The following is a 17,194-nucleotide window of genomic DNA, read 5'->3' as shown; positions in this document are numbered from 1 at the left end:
CAACCATGATAGCTTACCAAAGCAGCAACAATCTGCCAGCATAGCTGCCGCAAAGGCTGTTGTTATCGACAAATTACCATTATGATAATGCTTTTAGTGCACAAGGAGCTTCGCGATGTTCTCACATACCTTTTTTCGCCTGATCGCAGTTGGGCTGTTGTTTTTCTGTCAGCAACTGCTGGCACAAAGTGCAGTCTGGCAAGTCAGTAACGACCAGCATCAGCTGTTTATCGGCGGCACCGTGCACTTGCTGCCAGCCAGTGAGTTTCCGCTGCCGGCAGAGTTTGATAAAGCTTATCAGCAAGCCGACAAACTGGTATTTGAAATTGATATCAGCAAGCTGTCGGATCCAAGCATTGGTCCCCTGATGCTGAGCTATGCCATGTACCAGGATGGCCGAACGCTCAACTCAGTGCTTAGCCAGGAAAGCTACCAGAGACTGCAACAGGCAGCAGCGGATTTGGGCATTGATATCACAGCCCTGGCAGCCTTTAAACCAGACTTTGTACTGGTACAAATGATGCAGTTTAAACTGCAGCAACTAGGTATGGCGGGTGACGGTGTCGATATGTACTTTTATAAAAAAGGGGCTCAAGATGGCAAAAGTAAAGGCTTTTTAGAAACACTGGAGCAGCAATTTGCTCTGCTTTTTTCGGTCTCTGATGGCTTTGAAGACGATTGGCTAGTACAAAATCTGGACCAACTGGATGATACCGAGCACTTTATGCAGCAAACACTTGCTGCCTGGCGCAGTGGTGATCGCGAGGCTCTGTCCGGGCTGGTCAGCGAGATGCAGGACACCGAAGTTGGCCAGCGTTTTTATCAGCGACTGCTCACCGAACGTAACCAGGACTGGGTAGAGCAAATCGATGCCATGCTGCAAACCCCACAAGTTGAATTTGTGCTGGTAGGCGCTCTGCATCTGGCAGGACCAGACAATGTGCTGGACTTGCTGGCAGAGCGTGGCTATCAGGTTCGGCAAATAAAGGCACAATAACAGGGCTATTCCAGCTTTGGTTTGCCCTGACGCAGCGCCTTGGTAGCACCACGCTGCTTTTTCTGCTGAATGCGCCGTTGCTGGCTGCCATAGGTTGGCTTGGTGGCGGTGCGTTTTTTCTGCTGCACCGAGGCCGCAGCCAACAACTGGATCAGCTGCGCCAGTGCCTGTTCCCGGTTTTGCTCCTGACTACGACTTTGCTGGCACTTAATCAGAATTTTGCCACTTTGGGTAATACGGTGATCGGCCCGGTTCAGCAACCGCTGTTTCAACCAATCCGGCAGCGAGCTGCCCCGTATATCCAGTACCAGCTGCACCGCGGTCGAGGTTTTATTAACATGCTGGCCACCCGGGCCACTGGCACGGATAAACTGCCACTCCAACTCATCCTCTGCCAGCTCGAACTGATCATTGATTGCTATCATGCTTCCTCCGGCCCACAGCCTAACACAACCCTGCTGCACGGCCGAGTACAATCCTTTGCCCTGCCCATTGCTGTTAGCAAAAGTACGGCATCAACCATGGCTGACCACCCGATGCTGCCATAAAAAAAGCCCGGTGGTAAACCGGGCCTGATAAGCAGCTGCTCTTTACAAAAAAGTAACTCAGAACAGTTGCTTGATTGGCCGTACAAAATCTGAAGCACTACGATTCATACGGTGACCAGACTCAATCACCAGCGTTGTACCATCCAGCTTAAAGCTGCTATCCGAATCAGTAAATGCTGGCTTAGGCGTAATAACAACAGCACTTAATTCAGCAATCACTTCTTTGTAATCTTCATCATCATTGCAAATGTTGCTTAAGGCTTCGAACACAGAGGTATTCCGATCCGCCGTATGCGATAAGACCCACTGTCCCTGGTAACGATTGTCTTGCAGTACTTTCTCATTGGCGCTGATCATGCTGCGGTACTCATCCCAGTTCACCGATACAGCCAGCTCTGCATTGCCACATGTCGCTTTGGTTTGCTCGGCCGCTTCAACAATTTTTGCTTCAGCTTCACGCATCGCTTTGCGCTCCACCACTGTGGATGCCATCACCGATTGACTTACCAGCCCTGCCAGAATGATTGTCATTAATTTTAATTTCATTGTTATAATTCCTTTATTTATCAAAATAGTGCCACTAATTGGGCATACGAGGTTTCGGTAATATTCGGTGCCGCCGATGCCAGCCCAACCACAATCTGACTGCCATTTCGCTTAATCTGATGCTGCTCAGGACTCTCGGCCAATACCAGTGTCACCTCGCTGATATCCAGCACAGCCTGGCGATAATCGTCATCACGCTGGCAAATCTGGTTCAGCGCCTCGATGTAGCGAGCACCCACCGCTGGGGTAGTCCGATGTTCTGAGCCTGCAAAGCTATCCCAGTCTACCTGCACCTGAATCGTTGCGGCGCAGTCGCTATGCAGCTGTGCTGCCGCCTGCTCGACTTGTTTTCTTGCTTCAATGCGGCTCAGACTGTAGCCTTGGCGCTTGCTATAGCGCTGCTCAATGCGTTCTTTCATCGCTGTATCACTTGGCCCGGTCAGCACCATTTTCACCGGTGCCCGGCCAGCAAGATGTACTTCAAGGTAAGGCACCGAAGTACCAAAAATAAGGGTAGTGCGACCATTATTGCGCACATGCGTATACGGCATACCAAGCATTTGGTAATAGTGCCCGTCTCTGGCATCACGACTGTTCAGGCGCTTTTCATACAGCATCGCCTGGCGATCTAGTTCATGCTGGAAGCCATCAAAGCCAATTAAAAAGCGATCCGGATGTTCAGTGGGCAAGATAACAAGACGAGACTCGATCTCAGCATCAATGCTGTGATAGACATTGGCATAACTGAGTGATGCGCACAGCAATGAAATAAGACTAAAGATAAAATATTTCATGGGCTTACAGTACTCCCAAAAAGAAGCCTGCGCTGCAATGCAGCAGAGCAGGCGGAGAGATTAAAGCTCTTTTTCTACCACAAACTGGATATTGGCAGCGCGCTCATTCTCGTGATGGATGTTGGTGATCGGAGAATGATTCAGCGTCAACACACCCTTTTTGAACTCTGCAAAGCGATCATAAGCGTAGTTGTCACTGTAATTCTGAATCACAACTTTTTTCAGGCTTTCTTTGATAATGTCCCGGGCAAAGTCGTCAGAACACATTTCTTTAAAGGCTTTGATCAGTGGGTGGAAGTAGACTTTTGGCCAGGCTTCATCATAAAGATGGGCATACTTATCTACTTCCAGTGTGTCCCAGTTCACTTCCAGCTCAATATCAAAACCGGCTTCTTTATTCAGTTGCTTCTGCAATGCTTCCAAGCGATTTTGCTGGAAATCCCGCGAGGCTTTTTTTTCTGCTAATCCCATTATTTACTCCTTAATTGGCAATGATAGTGCTTTCAAATTGATCGCTCAATGAACTACAAAACACGCTCAATATCACGTTCAAGTTTTTCTGCCAGGTTGGTACCCGGCATATTCGAGGTATTAAAATAAATCTTAATGGTCGCAAGCGACCGCTTCACTTTGAGACTGTCTTCCGAAGTGTTAACAAAACAAAGGGTGTTTACACTTCCTAACAGTTCCATGCCCAAACTGTCTGCCGCTATCTTGGTAACAATAGCCATAGCAGACTCAATCACACGGCGACTGGCCAGCTTTGCTGTTAAATCAGATGCAGCAACCTGCTCCAGGGAAATTTGAATAGCGTGATTTAACTGCTCGGCAAGCATTCGTTCTGCTTGATAGACATAGTCGTCCAGATCGAAATCACTGGCCGGCAATTCTACAAGCGGACTAACTGTCTTGCCTGTTAACCAGCCAAGATGCTCTACTTTCGTATGCAACTTGATAGAGGAAAGGTCTTCCAACTGATGGAAACTCACACAATCAGCAGTGTCGGCACCGTCCAGCACAACAGCGCCCGACTTAGCACAGTAGTGCAGTAACTTGCCTTGAAATGAACCACCAAACCGATCGTGCAATGTTAACAGCAAATCCATGCCATTCAACTTTTCAAGCAACGCAGAGCGGGATATTGACAAAGATTCCATAATTACAGCTTAATTCCATTTTTCCGCAATCTTAAAGTAACCAAAAACACCAGTCAATAACTCATCTCAACAAAGCACACTTCTACCAGACAAAATCCGCTAAACCTATTGCTTTTTAGTTTACAATTTATCCGGGTAATGGCATCGTCACTTTCCTCAGGAACAGCACCGGGCAAATCGCCTAAAGTCGAATAGCTACCTGCTGCATACTGATAGATACTGCAATAAAACAGGAGCCCTTATGCCCTCAGCCCTTGGTATCGACTGGAAACAGTACCTAAAATCCGGCCAGCGCATCTTTATTGGCTCACATGCGGCTGTGCCAGGCGCACTGATGGACGATCTGATAGCCCATGGCCGTCAGTTGCATGACATTGAAATTGTGCAGCTACTCACCCTGTCCGACAATGCCTGGGCCAACCCGGACCAGCAGCACCGTTTTAAAGTAAATACTTTCTTCATTGGCGGCGATACCATCCGCCAGGCAGTGGCCGAGGGCCGTGCCGATTACACCCCTTGCTTTATGTCGGATATTCCACATCTGTTTACCGACGACATTCTGCCACTGGATGCGGCACTGATTATGGTCAGCCCGGCCGATCAGCATGGCTACCATTCGCTCGGGGTGTCGGTCGATGTCGTCGCCGCTGCTGCCAAAGCCGCTAAAATTGTGATTGCCCAGGTGAACCCGCTGATGCCGGTGACCTATGGCCAAAGCTTTATTCACCGTGACCAGATTGACCTTAGTATTGAATGTGCGCAGCCACTGCCCGAACTGCCAAAAGTGGATAGCGACAACGAAGTCAGTGAGCGCATCGGTCAGTACATTGCGTTGCTGGTGGAGGATGGTGCTACCATACAGCTCGGTGTCGGCCGCATTTGCACTGCGGTGCTGAAGTACCTAGGCAATCACAAAGACCTCGGTGTCCACAGCGATATGATCACCGATGGCATCATGGCATTGATTCAAAAAGGCGTGATCACCAACCGGCGCAAAACCTTCCATCCTGGCAAAGTAGTGACCAGCTTTTGCGTCGGCAGTAAGGCGCTGTACGATTTTGTTCATCACAACCCGCATATTGGTTTTTACCCCAGCGAATACGTCAACTCCCCGGCCAACATTGCCCGCAACGAGCGCATGATGGCGATTAACAGCGCCATTGAGGTCGATTTAACCGGCCAGGTAGTGGCAGACTCGATAGGGCATCAGTTTTACAGCGGCATTGGTGGCCAGGTCGATTTCAGTCGCGGTGCTTCCATGAGTGCGGGCGGAAAGCCCATCGTCGCCCTGCCGTCCACCACCGAAGATGGCAAAACGTCGCGCATCGTACCGCATATCCGCGAAGGTGCCGGTGTGGTCACCAGCCGGGCCCACGTGCACTATGTGGTGACTGAGTTTGGCGTGGCTTCCCTGCGCGGTAAAAGCATCCGCGAGCGGGCACTGGAGCTGATCCGGGTTGCCCACCCCAAGTTTCGCCACCAGCTGCTGCAAAAAGTACGCGAGCATTACTGGGTGCCGCATTACCAGCAGCAAACCCCGGTCGAAGTGCCGGAGCTTGGCAAGGTGGGTTTTAAGGAGCTCATTATTGGCGGCGAACACTTTGATTTACGACCGCTCAATCCATCCGATGAACGGCGCTTGCAGGAATTTTTCTATTCGCACACCAAAGAAACCCTGCAACTGCGTTACAACGCCGTGCCGACCCAGATGAGCCGGGAAAAGTCCTGCAACCTGGTCAGTGTCGATCAATCGAAAGATTTGGCGCTATGTATCGTGCGGCAAAAAGGCTCGGCGGTGCAAATTCAGGCGGTGGGCCGCTATTACCTGCTGCCTGCAGCCAACAGCTGCGAAGTCGCCTTTGTCACCCGGGAAAAATACCAGGGCCAGGGCATGGCCAAACGGCTGCTGGATGAAATGATTGCCATTGCCAAAGCGCGCGGCCTGGACGCCATGCTGGCCTATGTGCGGGCCGATAACCAGCCGATGCTCAGCGTATTTGAAAGAGCCGGCTTTGTCCGGCTGCCAGCCGATGAGCCGGGTGAAATCACGCTGCAGCTGACGTTGCGACCAAAGACCAAGGAGTAACTGATGCCACTGACCCTGTTCAGCCATGCCCGCTGCGCACTGCACAACCCGGATCCAGAGCACCCGGAACAACCGGCCCGGCTGCATGCCATCAATGATCAACTGGTGCGCTCTGGCCTTGAGTATGTGATCAAGCAAGTGGATGCCCGCCCGGCCGAGGTCAGCGATTTATACCGGGCCCATAGCAAGCTCTATATTGACGAGCTGTATGCCAAAGCGCCCAGTGAGGGCCAGATCTGGCTGGATCCGGATACCACCATGACCCCCAAAAGCCTGCCGGCAGCCCTGTTGGCGGCAGGCTCCGGCATTCAGGCAGTGGATGAAGTGATGCAGGCCGATAACCAGCAGGCATTTTGTGCCATACGACCGCCAGGGCACCACGCCACCGCCGATCAGGCGATGGGTTTTTGCCTGCTAAACAACATCGCCATTGCCGCCTGCTATGCACTGGATAAATATCAGCTGCAGCGGGTAGCCATTGTGGATTTTGATGTGCACCATGGCAACGGCACCGAGGCGATTTTCCGTCACGACGATCGGGTGCTGTTTTGCTCGTCCTATCAGCAGGCGCTGTACCCGAATAGCGGCGATGACACCAGCAGCGAACACATACTGAACCTGCCACTGCCAGCTGGCTGCAAGGGTGAACAATGGCGCGCGGCCGTGCAGCAGCGCTGGTTTGCCGCGCTGGATGCTTTTGCCCCCGAGCTGATATTTATTTCCGCCGGCTTTGATGGCCATGCTGAAGACGAGATGTCGCAGTTTTTACTGAAAGAAGACGACTACGCCTGGCTAAGCGGGGAGTTAAAGCAATTGGCAAACCGTCATTGCCATGGCCGTATCGTCTCGATGCTGGAGGGCGGCTACGATTTAAGCTCGCTCGGGCGCAGTGTGGTGGCGCATTTAAAAGCCATGCTGTGAAGGCATGCAATCTGCTATACTGGCGGCCGAAAAAATAACCGCTGGCTCTTTGCCATCGTCACGGAGCCAGAACTTATGCCTGTTACCGATTTTGTCACTCTTGCCTTAGCCCCAGCCCTGCTTTCTACTTTGCAGGAGCTGAACTACCAGCAGATGACCCCCATTCAGCAGCAAAGCCTGCCGGCTATTTTGGCCGGCAAGGATGTGATTGCCCAGGCGCAAACCGGCTCGGGTAAAACCGCCGCTTTTGCGCTGGGTATGCTCAGTGCCCTGCAGGTAAAACGCTTCCGTATTCAGGGGCTGGTACTCTGCCCTACCCGTGAGCTGGCCGAGCAGGTCGCGAAAGAACTGCGAACCCTGGGCCGCAGCATTCACAACATCAAGGTGCTGACCTTGTGCGGCGGGGTGCCAAGCAAACACCAGATCCTATCGCTGGAGCATGGTGCTCATTTTATTGTCGGCACGCCAGGCCGGGTGCTGGATCATCTGCAGCAGCAGCGGCTGGATTTATCCGAGCTGCGGATGCTGGTGCTGGATGAAGCCGATCGCATGCTGGATATGGGCTTTTTGGACGAGGTGGCCCGTATCGCAGCGGCTATGCCTGCCAAACGGCAAACCCTGTTATTCAGCGCGACTTATCCGGACAAAATCGAGCAACTGGCGGCCAGTCTGATGCAGCAACCGGTAAGGGTGTCGGTCAGCTGCAGCCAGCAGGAAAGCAGCATCACCCAGCAATTTTACGCCCTTGATAACAGCCCCCGTGAGCAAGCGGTGATGCTGGTATTGCAGCAGCTGCAACCTGCCAGCTGCGTGGTGTTCTGCAACACCAAACGGGTGACCCAGCAACTGGCCAATGCCCTACAGCAACAGGGCTTTAGCGCCAAAGCCTTGCATGGCGATTTGGAGCAAAAAGACCGTGATCAAACCCTGCTGCAATTTGCCAATAAAAGCGCCCGTATTCTGGTGGCAACCGATGTGGCCGCCCGTGGCCTGGATATCAGTGAGCTGGACCTGGTGATCAATGCCGAGCTGGCGCACGATACAGACACCCACACCCACCGCATTGGCCGCACCGGCCGCGCCGGGGCTAAAGGCCTGGCCGTTACCCTGGCCGATAACAAAGATGACTACAAATTAAGCCTGCTGCAGGATACGCTGAGCGATGCTATCCAGCTGCAACCTCTGCCGCCCCTGAGCTTACTGGAACAAGCGCCGGCCAAAGCCGAGATGGTGACCATCCAGATCCAGGGTGGTAAAAAGCAAAAACTGCGCCCCGGCGATATTGTCGGTGCTTTAACCCGCGATCAGCAAATCGCCTTTGAGGACGTTGGTAAAATTCAGCTGCATGATTTATGGGCCTATGTGGCAGTCAAGCGCAGTGCAGCGAAAAAAGCGCTGCAGATTCTCAATCACGACAAAATGAAAGGCCGTAATTTCCGCGCCTGGCAGCTGTAAGCACTAATCAGCCGGATGATTTTGCACTACTCAGCAACGTCTGCTTACACTTTACCCTGTACCTGGCGGGGAGGCCGCCAGGCAAACAGCTGCTCGCTTGGCACCTCTAACCAAACGCTTTGGTGACCGGGTAGTCTTCTGCTTTCGGTGGAGGACGGTTGCCATATGGAGGCTCCTTCGTCTCACTTTTGCGTTTACGGTAAAAGTACCAGACAGCAAAAGGAAGATGCACTGCCAGATTAATCAGCCCCCACCACCACAACACTTGCTCATTCATCCAGTTACTGGAATCCATTGTTCTTTCAAAGACATCACTGCAAGCACGCACTAAAAGATGAAATGCAAGGGTGTAAACACGGGCAATGATATAAAGCTCAGGACGCTTTTTCAGGATAGGATACAGCTCCGCAGCGATCAGAATACACATTGAAGCCGCAAAGAACGCTCCCGCCTCTCCGTATACGAAAGCCATATTCCAGGTTGTGTATAGTAGATTCCAGGCCGCGGTTGAGTAAAAAAGAACATCGTTTGGTTTATCTTTCCCGATCACCCAATATACTCGCTTGCCATTTTTGTAGCGCGGAAATGGAATGGTAATACAAAGAATGACACCACAAATTGCGTTAAAGTAGTTTGCGGTTTCAAAATCTTTGAATGTTGCCTCCGCTATATTCAGGAACAAAAAGGCATAAAGAAAGGTAAGAACCCAATCTCCTCTAAAGAATTGCCAAAATGCATGGTTGTTGTCTTTATACAGCCAGGCTACACGGGCAAACCCAACCACCAAAGCGGTAGGCAAAAGCACACTTAATACTTTTACCCAACGAAACCAGCCATCAACATACTCAAACCAAAGCGGAAAAGTAAGCAAAGACAGCAACCAGAACACCATGGCAAACACGGGCTTTTTACGCATGATCTCTACCAGACCAAGCAACAACAGAATGTAAAAGCTCATCGTAAACACATACTGCCAAACAGGTATATCCATCCCGCATCTCCAACAGAAAATTAGTGCAATTACTCTAATGCATAATTGGAGTAATTGCTCTAAATTAATCAAGAGACGCTTGATCCAGATCACAAGACTGTTTCATGCCGATCAGGTGCAAGAGCGGGTACTGGTGGTGCAAGGCCCCAATGTTCCACGGGTGCTGCCAGTTGAAAGCGATGAAATGGTCGAAGCCATCCGCGCTCAGGGAGTTCTGGTCGAGTACTTAGTGCTCCCGGACGGAGGCCATGGTTTCCTGCGCCGGGAAAACGGTATTTCCGCCCAGGAAGCTTATCTGAAATTTATGCAACAGTATTGGTGATGATGCCACAGGCCAGGCTTCGCCTGGCCTGTGCTTGCTGAAGCCTTACAACTTAAAGCCCTGCAATGAGTCTTTCATCCGTGCTGCCATGCTGCGCAATTGTTGGCTGGCACCAGACAGCTCAGTCGATTTGGCGGTGGTATCCTGCACCGCATTGGCAATATGCTCCATATTTTCGTTGATGGTGGCAGATACTGTGGCCAACTCTTCCGTAGCGCTGGCCAGTTGATCATTGACATCGGTAATACTGGACACGGCTTTATTGATTTGTGCCAACGTCTTTCCAGCCTGCTGCGAACGCTCTATGGTTTGCTCGGTTTCCTGCTGACTGGAAGCCATCGACTGCACTGCTTGCTCGGAGTCGTGCTGGATATCCTGAATGCGCTGATTGATGCCTTGTGTTGATTCTTGTGAGCGGCTGGCCAGGGTACGCACTTCATCAGCTACTACCGCAAAGCCGCGGCCCATCTCGCCGGCCCGGGCTGCTTCAATGGCGGCATTTAATGCCAGTAAATTGGTTTGCTCGGCAATGTTGCCAATCACATCGGTGACCGCCCCCACTTCTTCACTGCGCTTGGACAGCTGCTGGATCACTTCACCGACCTGCTCAATTTTCTGTTTTAAGGCCTCAATCGCCAAAATGGTGTCTTCCACCGCTCTGGTGCCGGAGCGGGTCTGCTGATCGGCCTCCCGGGCCGAATGCGCCGCAGTGGCGGCATTGCGTGCCATATCTTCGCAGGTAGCGGTCATTTCACTGACTGCGGTTGCCACCTGCGCCGTCTGGTCCATCACACTTTGCAGGATCTGCTGGCTTTGCTGGCTGGTATCATCCAGCATTTCGGATTGTTCAGCCAATTGCTCCGCCATCTCGGTTTGCTGGCTGATGATTTCCCGCAATCGCTGCACCAGACCACTTAATGCCGCCAACAAGCTGCTGTTATCGCCGGGCTTCAGTGCAAACTCGGCCCGAAAATCACCGCCAGCAACCTGGCGGACCAGGGCCCGGGCGCTGGCCACCTCCCCCCCCAGCTGCGCTAGCAGCCAACGGCGGATATACAGCGACAAACCTACCGTAATCGCAATCACCAGTACCACCACCAGCGCAATGCGCCGCGCCACCGACCAAAAAGCGGCTTTGACATCATCAATGTAAATACCCGAACCCAGCACCCAGCCCCAGTGTGGGTCCCGATCGACAAAGGACAGTTTGGTGTAACGCTCATCGGTCACACCACCTCCAGCCAAAGGTTTAGGCCACTCGTACTCGACAAAACCCGAGCCATAACGATTGATCGCATCCACAAAGCTGACAAAAAGATTGGCATTGTCCAGTCGCTGTGAGCGACTGCCATCTTTGCTGCGCATATGAGTAGCATGCATAAAATTTGGTCGGTCCAAAACAGTACCATCCAGGCTGGGCACGGTTGGATGCATAATCATTCGCGGAATGGGCCGGCCCATATCATTGATCCAGATGTACTCGGTTCCATCATAGCGGATGGCTTTAATAGCCTGCAGTGCCTGCTGCTGTGCCTGCTCTGTGCTGAGCTCACCACTGGCTTCCAACTGCTGGTAATGCTGCACCAGATGCAAGCCCGCTTCAATAACCGCCATCACCCGGGCTTCACGTCCCTGAACCAGGCTGGTATTCAGTGCATTTAACGCCACCACAGCCAGCAGTGAAAAGCCAAGCAATGCCAACAGTGGTATCGTCAATAACCGGCCCGCCACAGTAGAAAAAAAGTTCATCCCCATCTCCTTATCCAAATCGCAACGAGGCCAAATAATTGTTTTTACCTCATGCAGTTAAGCATAGCCGATTTTTTGTTAATACCGCTGTTTTTTTAGTGAGACCATGGTCGCAATCAATCCCTATCCAGGCGATCCAGATCAAACCGCCTCATTTATTCTCTGCTATCTTTATTACAGGCCGCGGTAAAGCCTTTGCCTTGTCATGTCCCTGTCATGTCGAGCTGGCAGGATAGCTGCCAGCTTGTTGCGACCAAACTGGCACAATTTCTGTATTGATTTGCATAGCTGTAAAAAGCAACCTTGCGCCGCTGTCACTGCCTGTTTTGTGCGCATTTCGCACCAAACTAAAGCAGCTGGGCCCAGATGAACTGTTGAAACAAGGAGATCCCGATGCCACTGAAAAAACAATTCCTGAAAAGCCGCCCTGTTGTTAAAGTGACCTTTGAAATTCCGGCCGAAGCTGCCAAAGAAGCCACCAGTGCCTACCTGTTGTGCGAAGCTCAGGGTTGGCAAAAAGAGCCATTAAAACGGCTAAAAAATGGTGGTTTTAAAGCCGTGCTGGAGCTACCCACCGATCAGCAGGACGATTTTGAGTTTCGTTACTGCCTGCTGGATGATGCCGGCAACGAGCAGTACGACAACGACTGGCAAGCCGATGGCTACCGGCCCACCCCACTTGGCGTGGAAAACTCAGTAGTATCAGTGCGAATGAGCTAAGCCACTAAAAAAATTGTCACACTCTGGATGGCTGAGGGTACTTAGTTAGGACACTTGAACTTACTAAGGAACCTCAGCATGAAGAAAACAACCCAACAACCTGGATTCTGGACTTACCTTGTTATCGCGCTAAGTATTGTGATCGGGGTTTTAAGCGCCAACCTCAAAGCCGAACCAACCCACTTCCAGGTGCAGGTGGTAGGTCAGGGCCAGCCGGTACTGATGATCCCTGGCCTGATGTCCGATAGCCGTACCTGGCAGCCATTGCAAGCTGAGCTGGCAGCGTCCTATCAGTTGCACCTGATTACCCTGGCCGGTTTCGCCGGCAATGCCCCTGTGAACGGCCCTTTGCTACCCAAAGTACGTGAGCAATTACAAGCCTACATTCTCTCCGAAAACCTGCAACAACCGGCCATTATTGGCCACAGCCTGGGAGCCTTTGTTGCCTTTGATCTGGCAAGTCATCAGCCGCAGCTGATTGGCCCGGTCATTGCCATTGATGGCCTCCCCTATCTTGCGCCGGTGTTTACCCGGAGCAATCAAACGCAGGTGCGTGATATGCAAGCACAAGCCTCGGCCATTCGCAGCCAATACCAACAGATGTCTGCACAGCAACTGGCTGCTATGGCACAGCATGGGCTGGGTATTCAGGCCAGCAGTCAGCCACATCAACAGTTGGTGCTGGAGATGGCTTCCACCTCAGACCCTGCCAGTGTTGGCCAGGCACTCTACGAGTTACTGACCACCGATCTACGCCAGCAAATCAGTGCCATCCAGTCTCCGGTGTTGCTATTGGGGGCCAGCGGTGCCATCACCGGCGATAAGGAGCGCCAGCAAATTGAACAGCTGTATCGGCAACAGCTGGCTGAGCTCCCCCAGGCCCGGCTTGCATTTCATCCGCAATCACGGCACTTTATGACGCTGGATCAGCCGGAGTGGGTTGCACACCACATTTTGACTGCCCTCAAGGAAGCCAGCCAATGAGCCTCAACCAGACAGAACTGCTGCTTTTACCGGATGTAACAGCCGCGCAAGCGGGCGATATCCAGGCATTTGAGCGTCTGATCCATCAGTGTCAGCGCAGTGTTAGCAGCATTGCTTTGGCCATTGTCCGGGATCTCGATGCCAGTGAAGATATCTGCCAACAGGTGTTTATTCACTTGTGGCAACAGCTGAATACCTTGCAAAACCCGGCCAGCTTTTTGCCCTGGGTTCGGCAAATCACCCGCTACCGCGCCTTGAACTACCTGCGTGATCACAAGCTATCACAGCGCCTCAGCGCTGAAGACACCGAGCAGGCCTTGGCAAGTTTTATCAGCCATGAGGAGCCGGATAGCGAGCTGCTAAGAGCCGAGCAAAGCGCTATTCTGGCCCATTTTATCAGCCAGCTGCCTGAGGAAAGCCGCGAAATTACTCTGCTGTACTACCGTGAAGAGCAAAACAGCCGCCAGGTTGCGCAATTGCTCGGTATCACCGAAGCCAGCGTTCGCAAACAGTTGCAACGGGTTCGGCAAGCTTTGCAAAAGAAATGGTTGCAGCGCTATGGCCACTTGGTGCTAACCAGCGCGCCGGGCCTTGGCTTGTCCAGCCTGATCACGTCCGCACTACTGGCAACCAGCCCACCTGCCAGCGCAGCCGCCGCCAGTACCCTCGCCAGCCAAAGCAGCGGCCTGGCGAAGCTCAGCTGGCTACTGAGTGGCGCTATGCTGGGCGCTCTGGCCGGTGTCATCGGGGTTGTGCTGGGGATGCGCAGTGCCATCAACAGCACCGAGCAGCCCGACAGCCGTAAACAATTGCTGCGCTTAAGGAACCTGGCCATCGGCTGGGTGCTGCTGAATGGCCTGCTGCTTACCGCCGCTTACAGCTTTACTCAGGGCGCCAGCGGCCCGGTTAGCAGCTTTAGCTTCTTTATTGCTGGCCTTGGTTGGCTGCAATGGCGTGTTTGGCGGACGCTGCAGCCTGAGCTGGCAGCCAAAGCCGAACAAAACATGGCAGGGCAAAAGCGCTATCAACGCCAAAAACTCTGGAGCTGGGCCGGGTTGGCCCTTGGCGCCAGCGCTGGCTATGCCGGCCTGATTGCCGGACTGATTCGCAGTCATCGTTGGTTTTGGTAGCAGTGCTGCTAAGCTGCCTTACCCAAACACATTGTCGTTGAAACTCGCCTGGATCTGCGCAACTTCCGCAGCGTTGTCCAAAAGGGCCTGCACACAGCGTCCGTCGAACTTGGTGCCGGACAAACGCTGCAGCTGCGCAAATGCCTGCTGGTTCGTCCAGGCCTCTTTGTAGGGCCGCCTGCTGGTGAGCGCATCAAACACATCCGCTACGGTTACAATACGAGCTTCTATCGGAATAGCATCACCTTGTAAGCCACTGGGATAGCCGCTGCCATCCATGGCTTCATGATGATGCATCACAATATTGCGCAGCACACTCAAATGGCTTAGCCCGGACAGGCCGTAGTTCTCCATCAGTTTATCCACCATCGCCAGGCCGGCCTCAGAGTGCGTTTTCATGACGTTGAACTCCTCTTCGGTCAAAGGGCCAGGCTTAAGCAAAACCTTATCCGGAATCGCCATTTTTCCCAGATCATGCAAAGGTGCAAACAAAAAAACATGCTCAATAAAGTGATCGTCCAAATGAAATGCATCCGCACAATGCCTTGCAATCAGACGGGCGTAACGCGACATTCGCTCCAGATGAGCCCCAGTCTCCGGATCACGGCTGTGGGTTAAATCCAGGGCAGATTTTAGAGTAGCGGATAAGGTTTTTATCTGCGCCCGCTCGTTGTAGAGCATCAGCGTGACCAAATGGCCTGCCACATCCATGTTTTCAATAGCGAAATCATCAAAGGCGTTGATTTGCTGGCTGTTAAAAAATAAAAAACCCAGCAACTCATTGCCCCAAATCATTGGAATGGTGTAACTGCCCCGAAAGCCAGCCGCATAAATTCGCTGCGCATGCAGATGCTGGCTGCCGTTAAAAACCGATAAGTCTTGCTCCAGCCTGGCTTTTCGCTGCACGGCCAGCTGCTGCAGTGAGTAGCAGCCAGACAACCTTGCATGGTAATGATTCAGAGGCGTTTTTTCGCCACTGTAAATAAAGGTGCGCACCATGTCGGTACTGGGATCGTACAAGGCAATGGCAATCCGGGAAATAAAGGCATGATGGCGCTTTAAATAGTCATGTATGTGCTGCAACTTTTCGACTAAACTGGTCGTCTGCCCAAGCACCTTCAGCGCTGCATCATGAAGCATAAGTCGTTCTCACATCGCGGCCGTGTTTTTCAGTATAGCCAATCGATACGCAAAGTGATCGCTTCGATGCACCCATGCATACTCCACAGCATCGAAAGTCAATCAGAGTAACCAGCATGACCTCTAATGCTCTTAACGTATTCGGCCAACCCCTTGAGCCCTGCTGCTCCGAGCCTGCCACCGGCTTTTTCCGCGATGGTTTTTGCCACCATGCTGCGCAGGACAGAGGGCAGCATTTATTGTGTGCCATAGTGACCCAGGCGTTTTTGGATTTCAGCCTGCAGCAAGGCAATGATCTCATCACCCCCAGAGTCTTGTTTCAGTTCCCTGGTTTAAAAGCCGGTGATCGTTGGTGCCTGTGTGTCAGCCGTTGGCTGGAAGCGAAGGATGCCGGTTTGGCACCGCCCTTAGTGCTGGCCAGTTGCCATCAGGAAGCACTGAGCAAGATCCCTCTGGCATTGCTGCAAGCGCACTGCTGGCAACCATAGCCGATGCAGCGACTGGACCAGTCTTTTTACCGCAATGGCCCCAACCACAGAGCCGGGGCCGACGTCAGCTTCACTGATATCGTCAAGTTGTTTGGCTTTCGTGGCATTCGCATTGGCCGCTGGGTGACGGCTGAAGAACAGCAGCGTGCTGCCAACCTGTTTTTTGATGCGCTGTGCGATTTGCAGCAGCTGCTGCAGGTACCCAAGCAGGTGCTGTCTCTGAATCAAACACTCACCCTGACCTTTGGCATTGGCGGCAGGCCCGGTGTCTGTGCCCACTACCAACCGCGTGGCCGCATTTTAGCGCTGGCCAAAAACGCCGGTGCCGGCAGCCTGGCGCATGAATGGTTTCATGCCTTTGATCATTACATTGCCAGCAAGGTGTTCCCAGGTGCCGGCAATCAAGACTTTGCCAGTCGCTGCTTTTTGCACCTACAGCGCATCAATCCGCATCCATTAAACCAATTGCTGCTGGAAGGGTTTAAAACCCTGCTGCTATCCCCCGATGGCAGCCAAGCGAGTGCCTGGTTTTTGCACTGTGCAATGCTGGACCGTCAACGGCAGCAACTGTATCTATCGCAACCGGAAGAACTGTGCGCCCGAGCCTTCGAGGCCATGCTCCAGGCTCAACCGCTGAAAAACCACTTTCTGGTCAGCGGTACCCGTCAAAGCAAGCTGGCAAAAGCCGGAGCCTACCCGGATACAGCCCTGCTGCAGCAACTTAGTGCTCATTGGTTGCAGTACTTTACCGCGCTGGGTCAGGCGCTGACAGCACAGCCCTGATTTTTTTCATCACTGCATGGTAAAACCGCCAAAAACAGCTAAGGTTGGATTAAGAATAAGAACGAAGGAAGCGCTATGCCTATAACACCCGAACTGAATGCCGAAATCCGTATTCTGAACCTGTACAACCTCGACAGCGTGCGTGAAGGCTTAAAAGCGCACAAAGAGGCCGACGAAGCCACCAAAGCCGCCATCGCCCGGTTGCACCAAAAGGGCTTATTAACCCAACCAGATGGCGGCTACCTCACCGATCTGGGTGTGCACTGCGCCGAGCACCTGCAAATGGCACTGCGGATTTTGGAGGTGCCGGGGTAATTGCCGCCCACCAAACCCGTAGAATTCGGCGGGTTTGACTTGCTCACAGCCGAAAACGCAAGTGCCCT

19 protein-coding genes are annotated in these 17,194 nt (G+C 52.6%); 11 read left to right on the top strand and 8 right to left on the bottom strand.

The window, feature by feature from the left end; genetic code table 11:
• Positions 1–115 precede the first annotated feature (115 nt).
• The gene (locus ABC502_RS11735) at positions 116–997 is read left to right on the top strand and encodes a TraB/GumN family protein (protein ID WP_330088817.1); all 882 of its coding nucleotides are present in this window, start codon (positions 116–118) and stop codon (positions 995–997) included.
• A 5-nt stretch (positions 998–1,002) separates the two neighbouring features.
• Here the strand turns inward: ABC502_RS11735 and arfB are convergent, their stop codons facing one another.
• From arfB to ABC502_RS11710, 5 genes are all read right to left on the bottom strand, one after another.
• Positions 1,003–1,422 carry an alternative ribosome rescue aminoacyl-tRNA hydrolase ArfB gene (arfB, locus tag ABC502_RS11730; RefSeq protein WP_330088816.1) on the bottom strand — a complete coding sequence of 140 codons (420 nt, stop codon included), beginning with the start codon at positions 1,420–1,422 and terminating at the stop codon, positions 1,003–1,005.
• Positions 1,423–1,602: 180 nt separating this feature from the next.
• On the bottom strand, positions 1,603–2,091 hold the full coding sequence (locus ABC502_RS11725) for a hypothetical protein (protein ID WP_330088815.1): 489 nt from the start codon (positions 2,089–2,091) through the stop codon (positions 1,603–1,605).
• 20 nt (positions 2,092–2,111) lie between these two features.
• Positions 2,112–2,885 (bottom strand): hypothetical protein, encoded by a 774-nt coding sequence (locus tag ABC502_RS11720; RefSeq protein ID WP_330088814.1) that lies wholly within the window; start codon positions 2,883–2,885, stop codon positions 2,112–2,114.
• 60 nt (positions 2,886–2,945) lie between these two features.
• Positions 2,946–3,356 carry a hypothetical protein gene (locus ABC502_RS11715; protein WP_330088813.1) on the bottom strand — a complete coding sequence of 137 codons (411 nt, stop codon included), beginning with the start codon at positions 3,354–3,356 and terminating at the stop codon, positions 2,946–2,948.
• A gap of 53 nt (positions 3,357–3,409) precedes the next feature.
• Entirely contained in the window at positions 3,410–4,042 is a 633-nt protein-coding gene (locus tag ABC502_RS11710) for a hypothetical protein (protein WP_345916015.1), read from the bottom strand.
• 241 nt (positions 4,043–4,283) lie between these two features.
• Between ABC502_RS11710 and ABC502_RS11705 the strand changes: the two genes are divergently transcribed.
• From ABC502_RS11705 to dbpA, 3 genes are all read left to right on the top strand, one after another.
• Entirely contained in the window at positions 4,284–6,128 is a 1,845-nt protein-coding gene (locus ABC502_RS11705; RefSeq protein ID WP_345916014.1) for a GNAT family N-acetyltransferase, read from the top strand.
• 3 nt (positions 6,129–6,131) lie between these two features.
• Positions 6,132–7,049: a histone deacetylase family protein gene (locus ABC502_RS11700; protein ID WP_345916013.1), complete on the top strand. Its 918-nt coding sequence runs from the start codon at positions 6,132–6,134 to the stop codon at positions 7,047–7,049.
• Between the two features lie 75 nt (positions 7,050–7,124).
• Positions 7,125–8,504, top strand: a complete 1,380-nt coding sequence (gene dbpA / locus ABC502_RS11695) for an ATP-dependent RNA helicase DbpA (protein ID WP_345916012.1) — start codon at positions 7,125–7,127, stop codon at positions 8,502–8,504.
• Positions 8,505–8,610: 106 nt separating this feature from the next.
• On the opposite strand, the gene ABC502_RS11690 is transcribed toward dbpA, so the two are convergent.
• Positions 8,611–9,495: a hypothetical protein gene (locus ABC502_RS11690; protein ID WP_345916011.1), complete on the bottom strand. Its 885-nt coding sequence runs from the start codon at positions 9,493–9,495 to the stop codon at positions 8,611–8,613.
• Positions 9,496–9,574: 79 nt separating this feature from the next.
• Between ABC502_RS11690 and ABC502_RS11685 the strand changes: the two genes are divergently transcribed.
• Entirely contained in the window at positions 9,575–9,817 is a 243-nt protein-coding gene (locus ABC502_RS11685) for a prolyl oligopeptidase family serine peptidase (protein ID WP_330088807.1), read from the top strand.
• A gap of 45 nt (positions 9,818–9,862) precedes the next feature.
• On the opposite strand, the gene ABC502_RS11680 is transcribed toward ABC502_RS11685, so the two are convergent.
• The gene (locus tag ABC502_RS11680) at positions 9,863–11,566 is read right to left on the bottom strand and encodes a methyl-accepting chemotaxis protein (RefSeq protein WP_330088806.1); all 1,704 of its coding nucleotides are present in this window, start codon (positions 11,564–11,566) and stop codon (positions 9,863–9,865) included.
• Between the two features lie 393 nt (positions 11,567–11,959).
• Between ABC502_RS11680 and ABC502_RS11675 the strand changes: the two genes are divergently transcribed.
• The 3 genes from ABC502_RS11675 (at position 11,960) to ABC502_RS11665 (ending at position 14,400) form a co-directional block, all read left to right on the top strand.
• Entirely contained in the window at positions 11,960–12,286 is a 327-nt protein-coding gene (locus ABC502_RS11675) for an isoamylase early set domain-containing protein (protein WP_330088805.1), read from the top strand.
• Between the two features lie 78 nt (positions 12,287–12,364).
• The gene (locus tag ABC502_RS11670; RefSeq protein WP_345916010.1) at positions 12,365–13,270 is read left to right on the top strand and encodes an alpha/beta hydrolase; all 906 of its coding nucleotides are present in this window, start codon (positions 12,365–12,367) and stop codon (positions 13,268–13,270) included.
• Positions 13,267–14,400, top strand: a complete 1,134-nt coding sequence (locus ABC502_RS11665; RefSeq protein WP_330088803.1) for a sigma-70 family RNA polymerase sigma factor — start codon at positions 13,267–13,269, stop codon at positions 14,398–14,400. The genes ABC502_RS11670 and ABC502_RS11665 overlap by 4 nt, the downstream gene beginning before the upstream one ends.
• A gap of 18 nt (positions 14,401–14,418) precedes the next feature.
• Here the strand turns inward: ABC502_RS11665 and ABC502_RS11660 are convergent, their stop codons facing one another.
• Positions 14,419–15,540: an HD domain-containing phosphohydrolase gene (locus ABC502_RS11660; RefSeq protein WP_345916009.1), complete on the bottom strand. Its 1,122-nt coding sequence runs from the start codon at positions 15,538–15,540 to the stop codon at positions 14,419–14,421.
• 116 nt (positions 15,541–15,656) lie between these two features.
• Here ABC502_RS11660 and ABC502_RS11655 point away from each other — a divergent pair, with 116 nt between their 5' ends.
• The 3 genes from ABC502_RS11655 (at position 15,657) to ABC502_RS11645 (ending at position 17,126) form a co-directional block, all read left to right on the top strand.
• Positions 15,657–16,028, top strand: coding sequence for a DUF2237 domain-containing protein (locus tag ABC502_RS11655; protein ID WP_345916008.1), 372 nt, complete (start codon positions 15,657–15,659; stop codon positions 16,026–16,028).
• A 3-nt stretch (positions 16,029–16,031) separates the two neighbouring features.
• Positions 16,032–16,811: a CLCA_X family protein gene (locus tag ABC502_RS11650; RefSeq protein WP_345916007.1), complete on the top strand. Its 780-nt coding sequence runs from the start codon at positions 16,032–16,034 to the stop codon at positions 16,809–16,811.
• 75 nt (positions 16,812–16,886) lie between these two features.
• The gene (locus tag ABC502_RS11645) at positions 16,887–17,126 is read left to right on the top strand and encodes a TIGR02647 family protein (protein ID WP_330088799.1); all 240 of its coding nucleotides are present in this window, start codon (positions 16,887–16,889) and stop codon (positions 17,124–17,126) included.
• The last annotated feature ends 68 nt before the right edge of the window (positions 17,127–17,194 follow it).

This window comes from Alkalimonas sp. NCh-2 (assembly GCF_039631345.1).
GTDB classification, from domain to species: domain Bacteria; phylum Pseudomonadota; class Gammaproteobacteria; order Enterobacterales; family Alteromonadaceae; genus Alkalimonas; species Alkalimonas mucilaginosa.
This window is presented reverse-complemented; position numbering and strand designations above follow the sequence as displayed.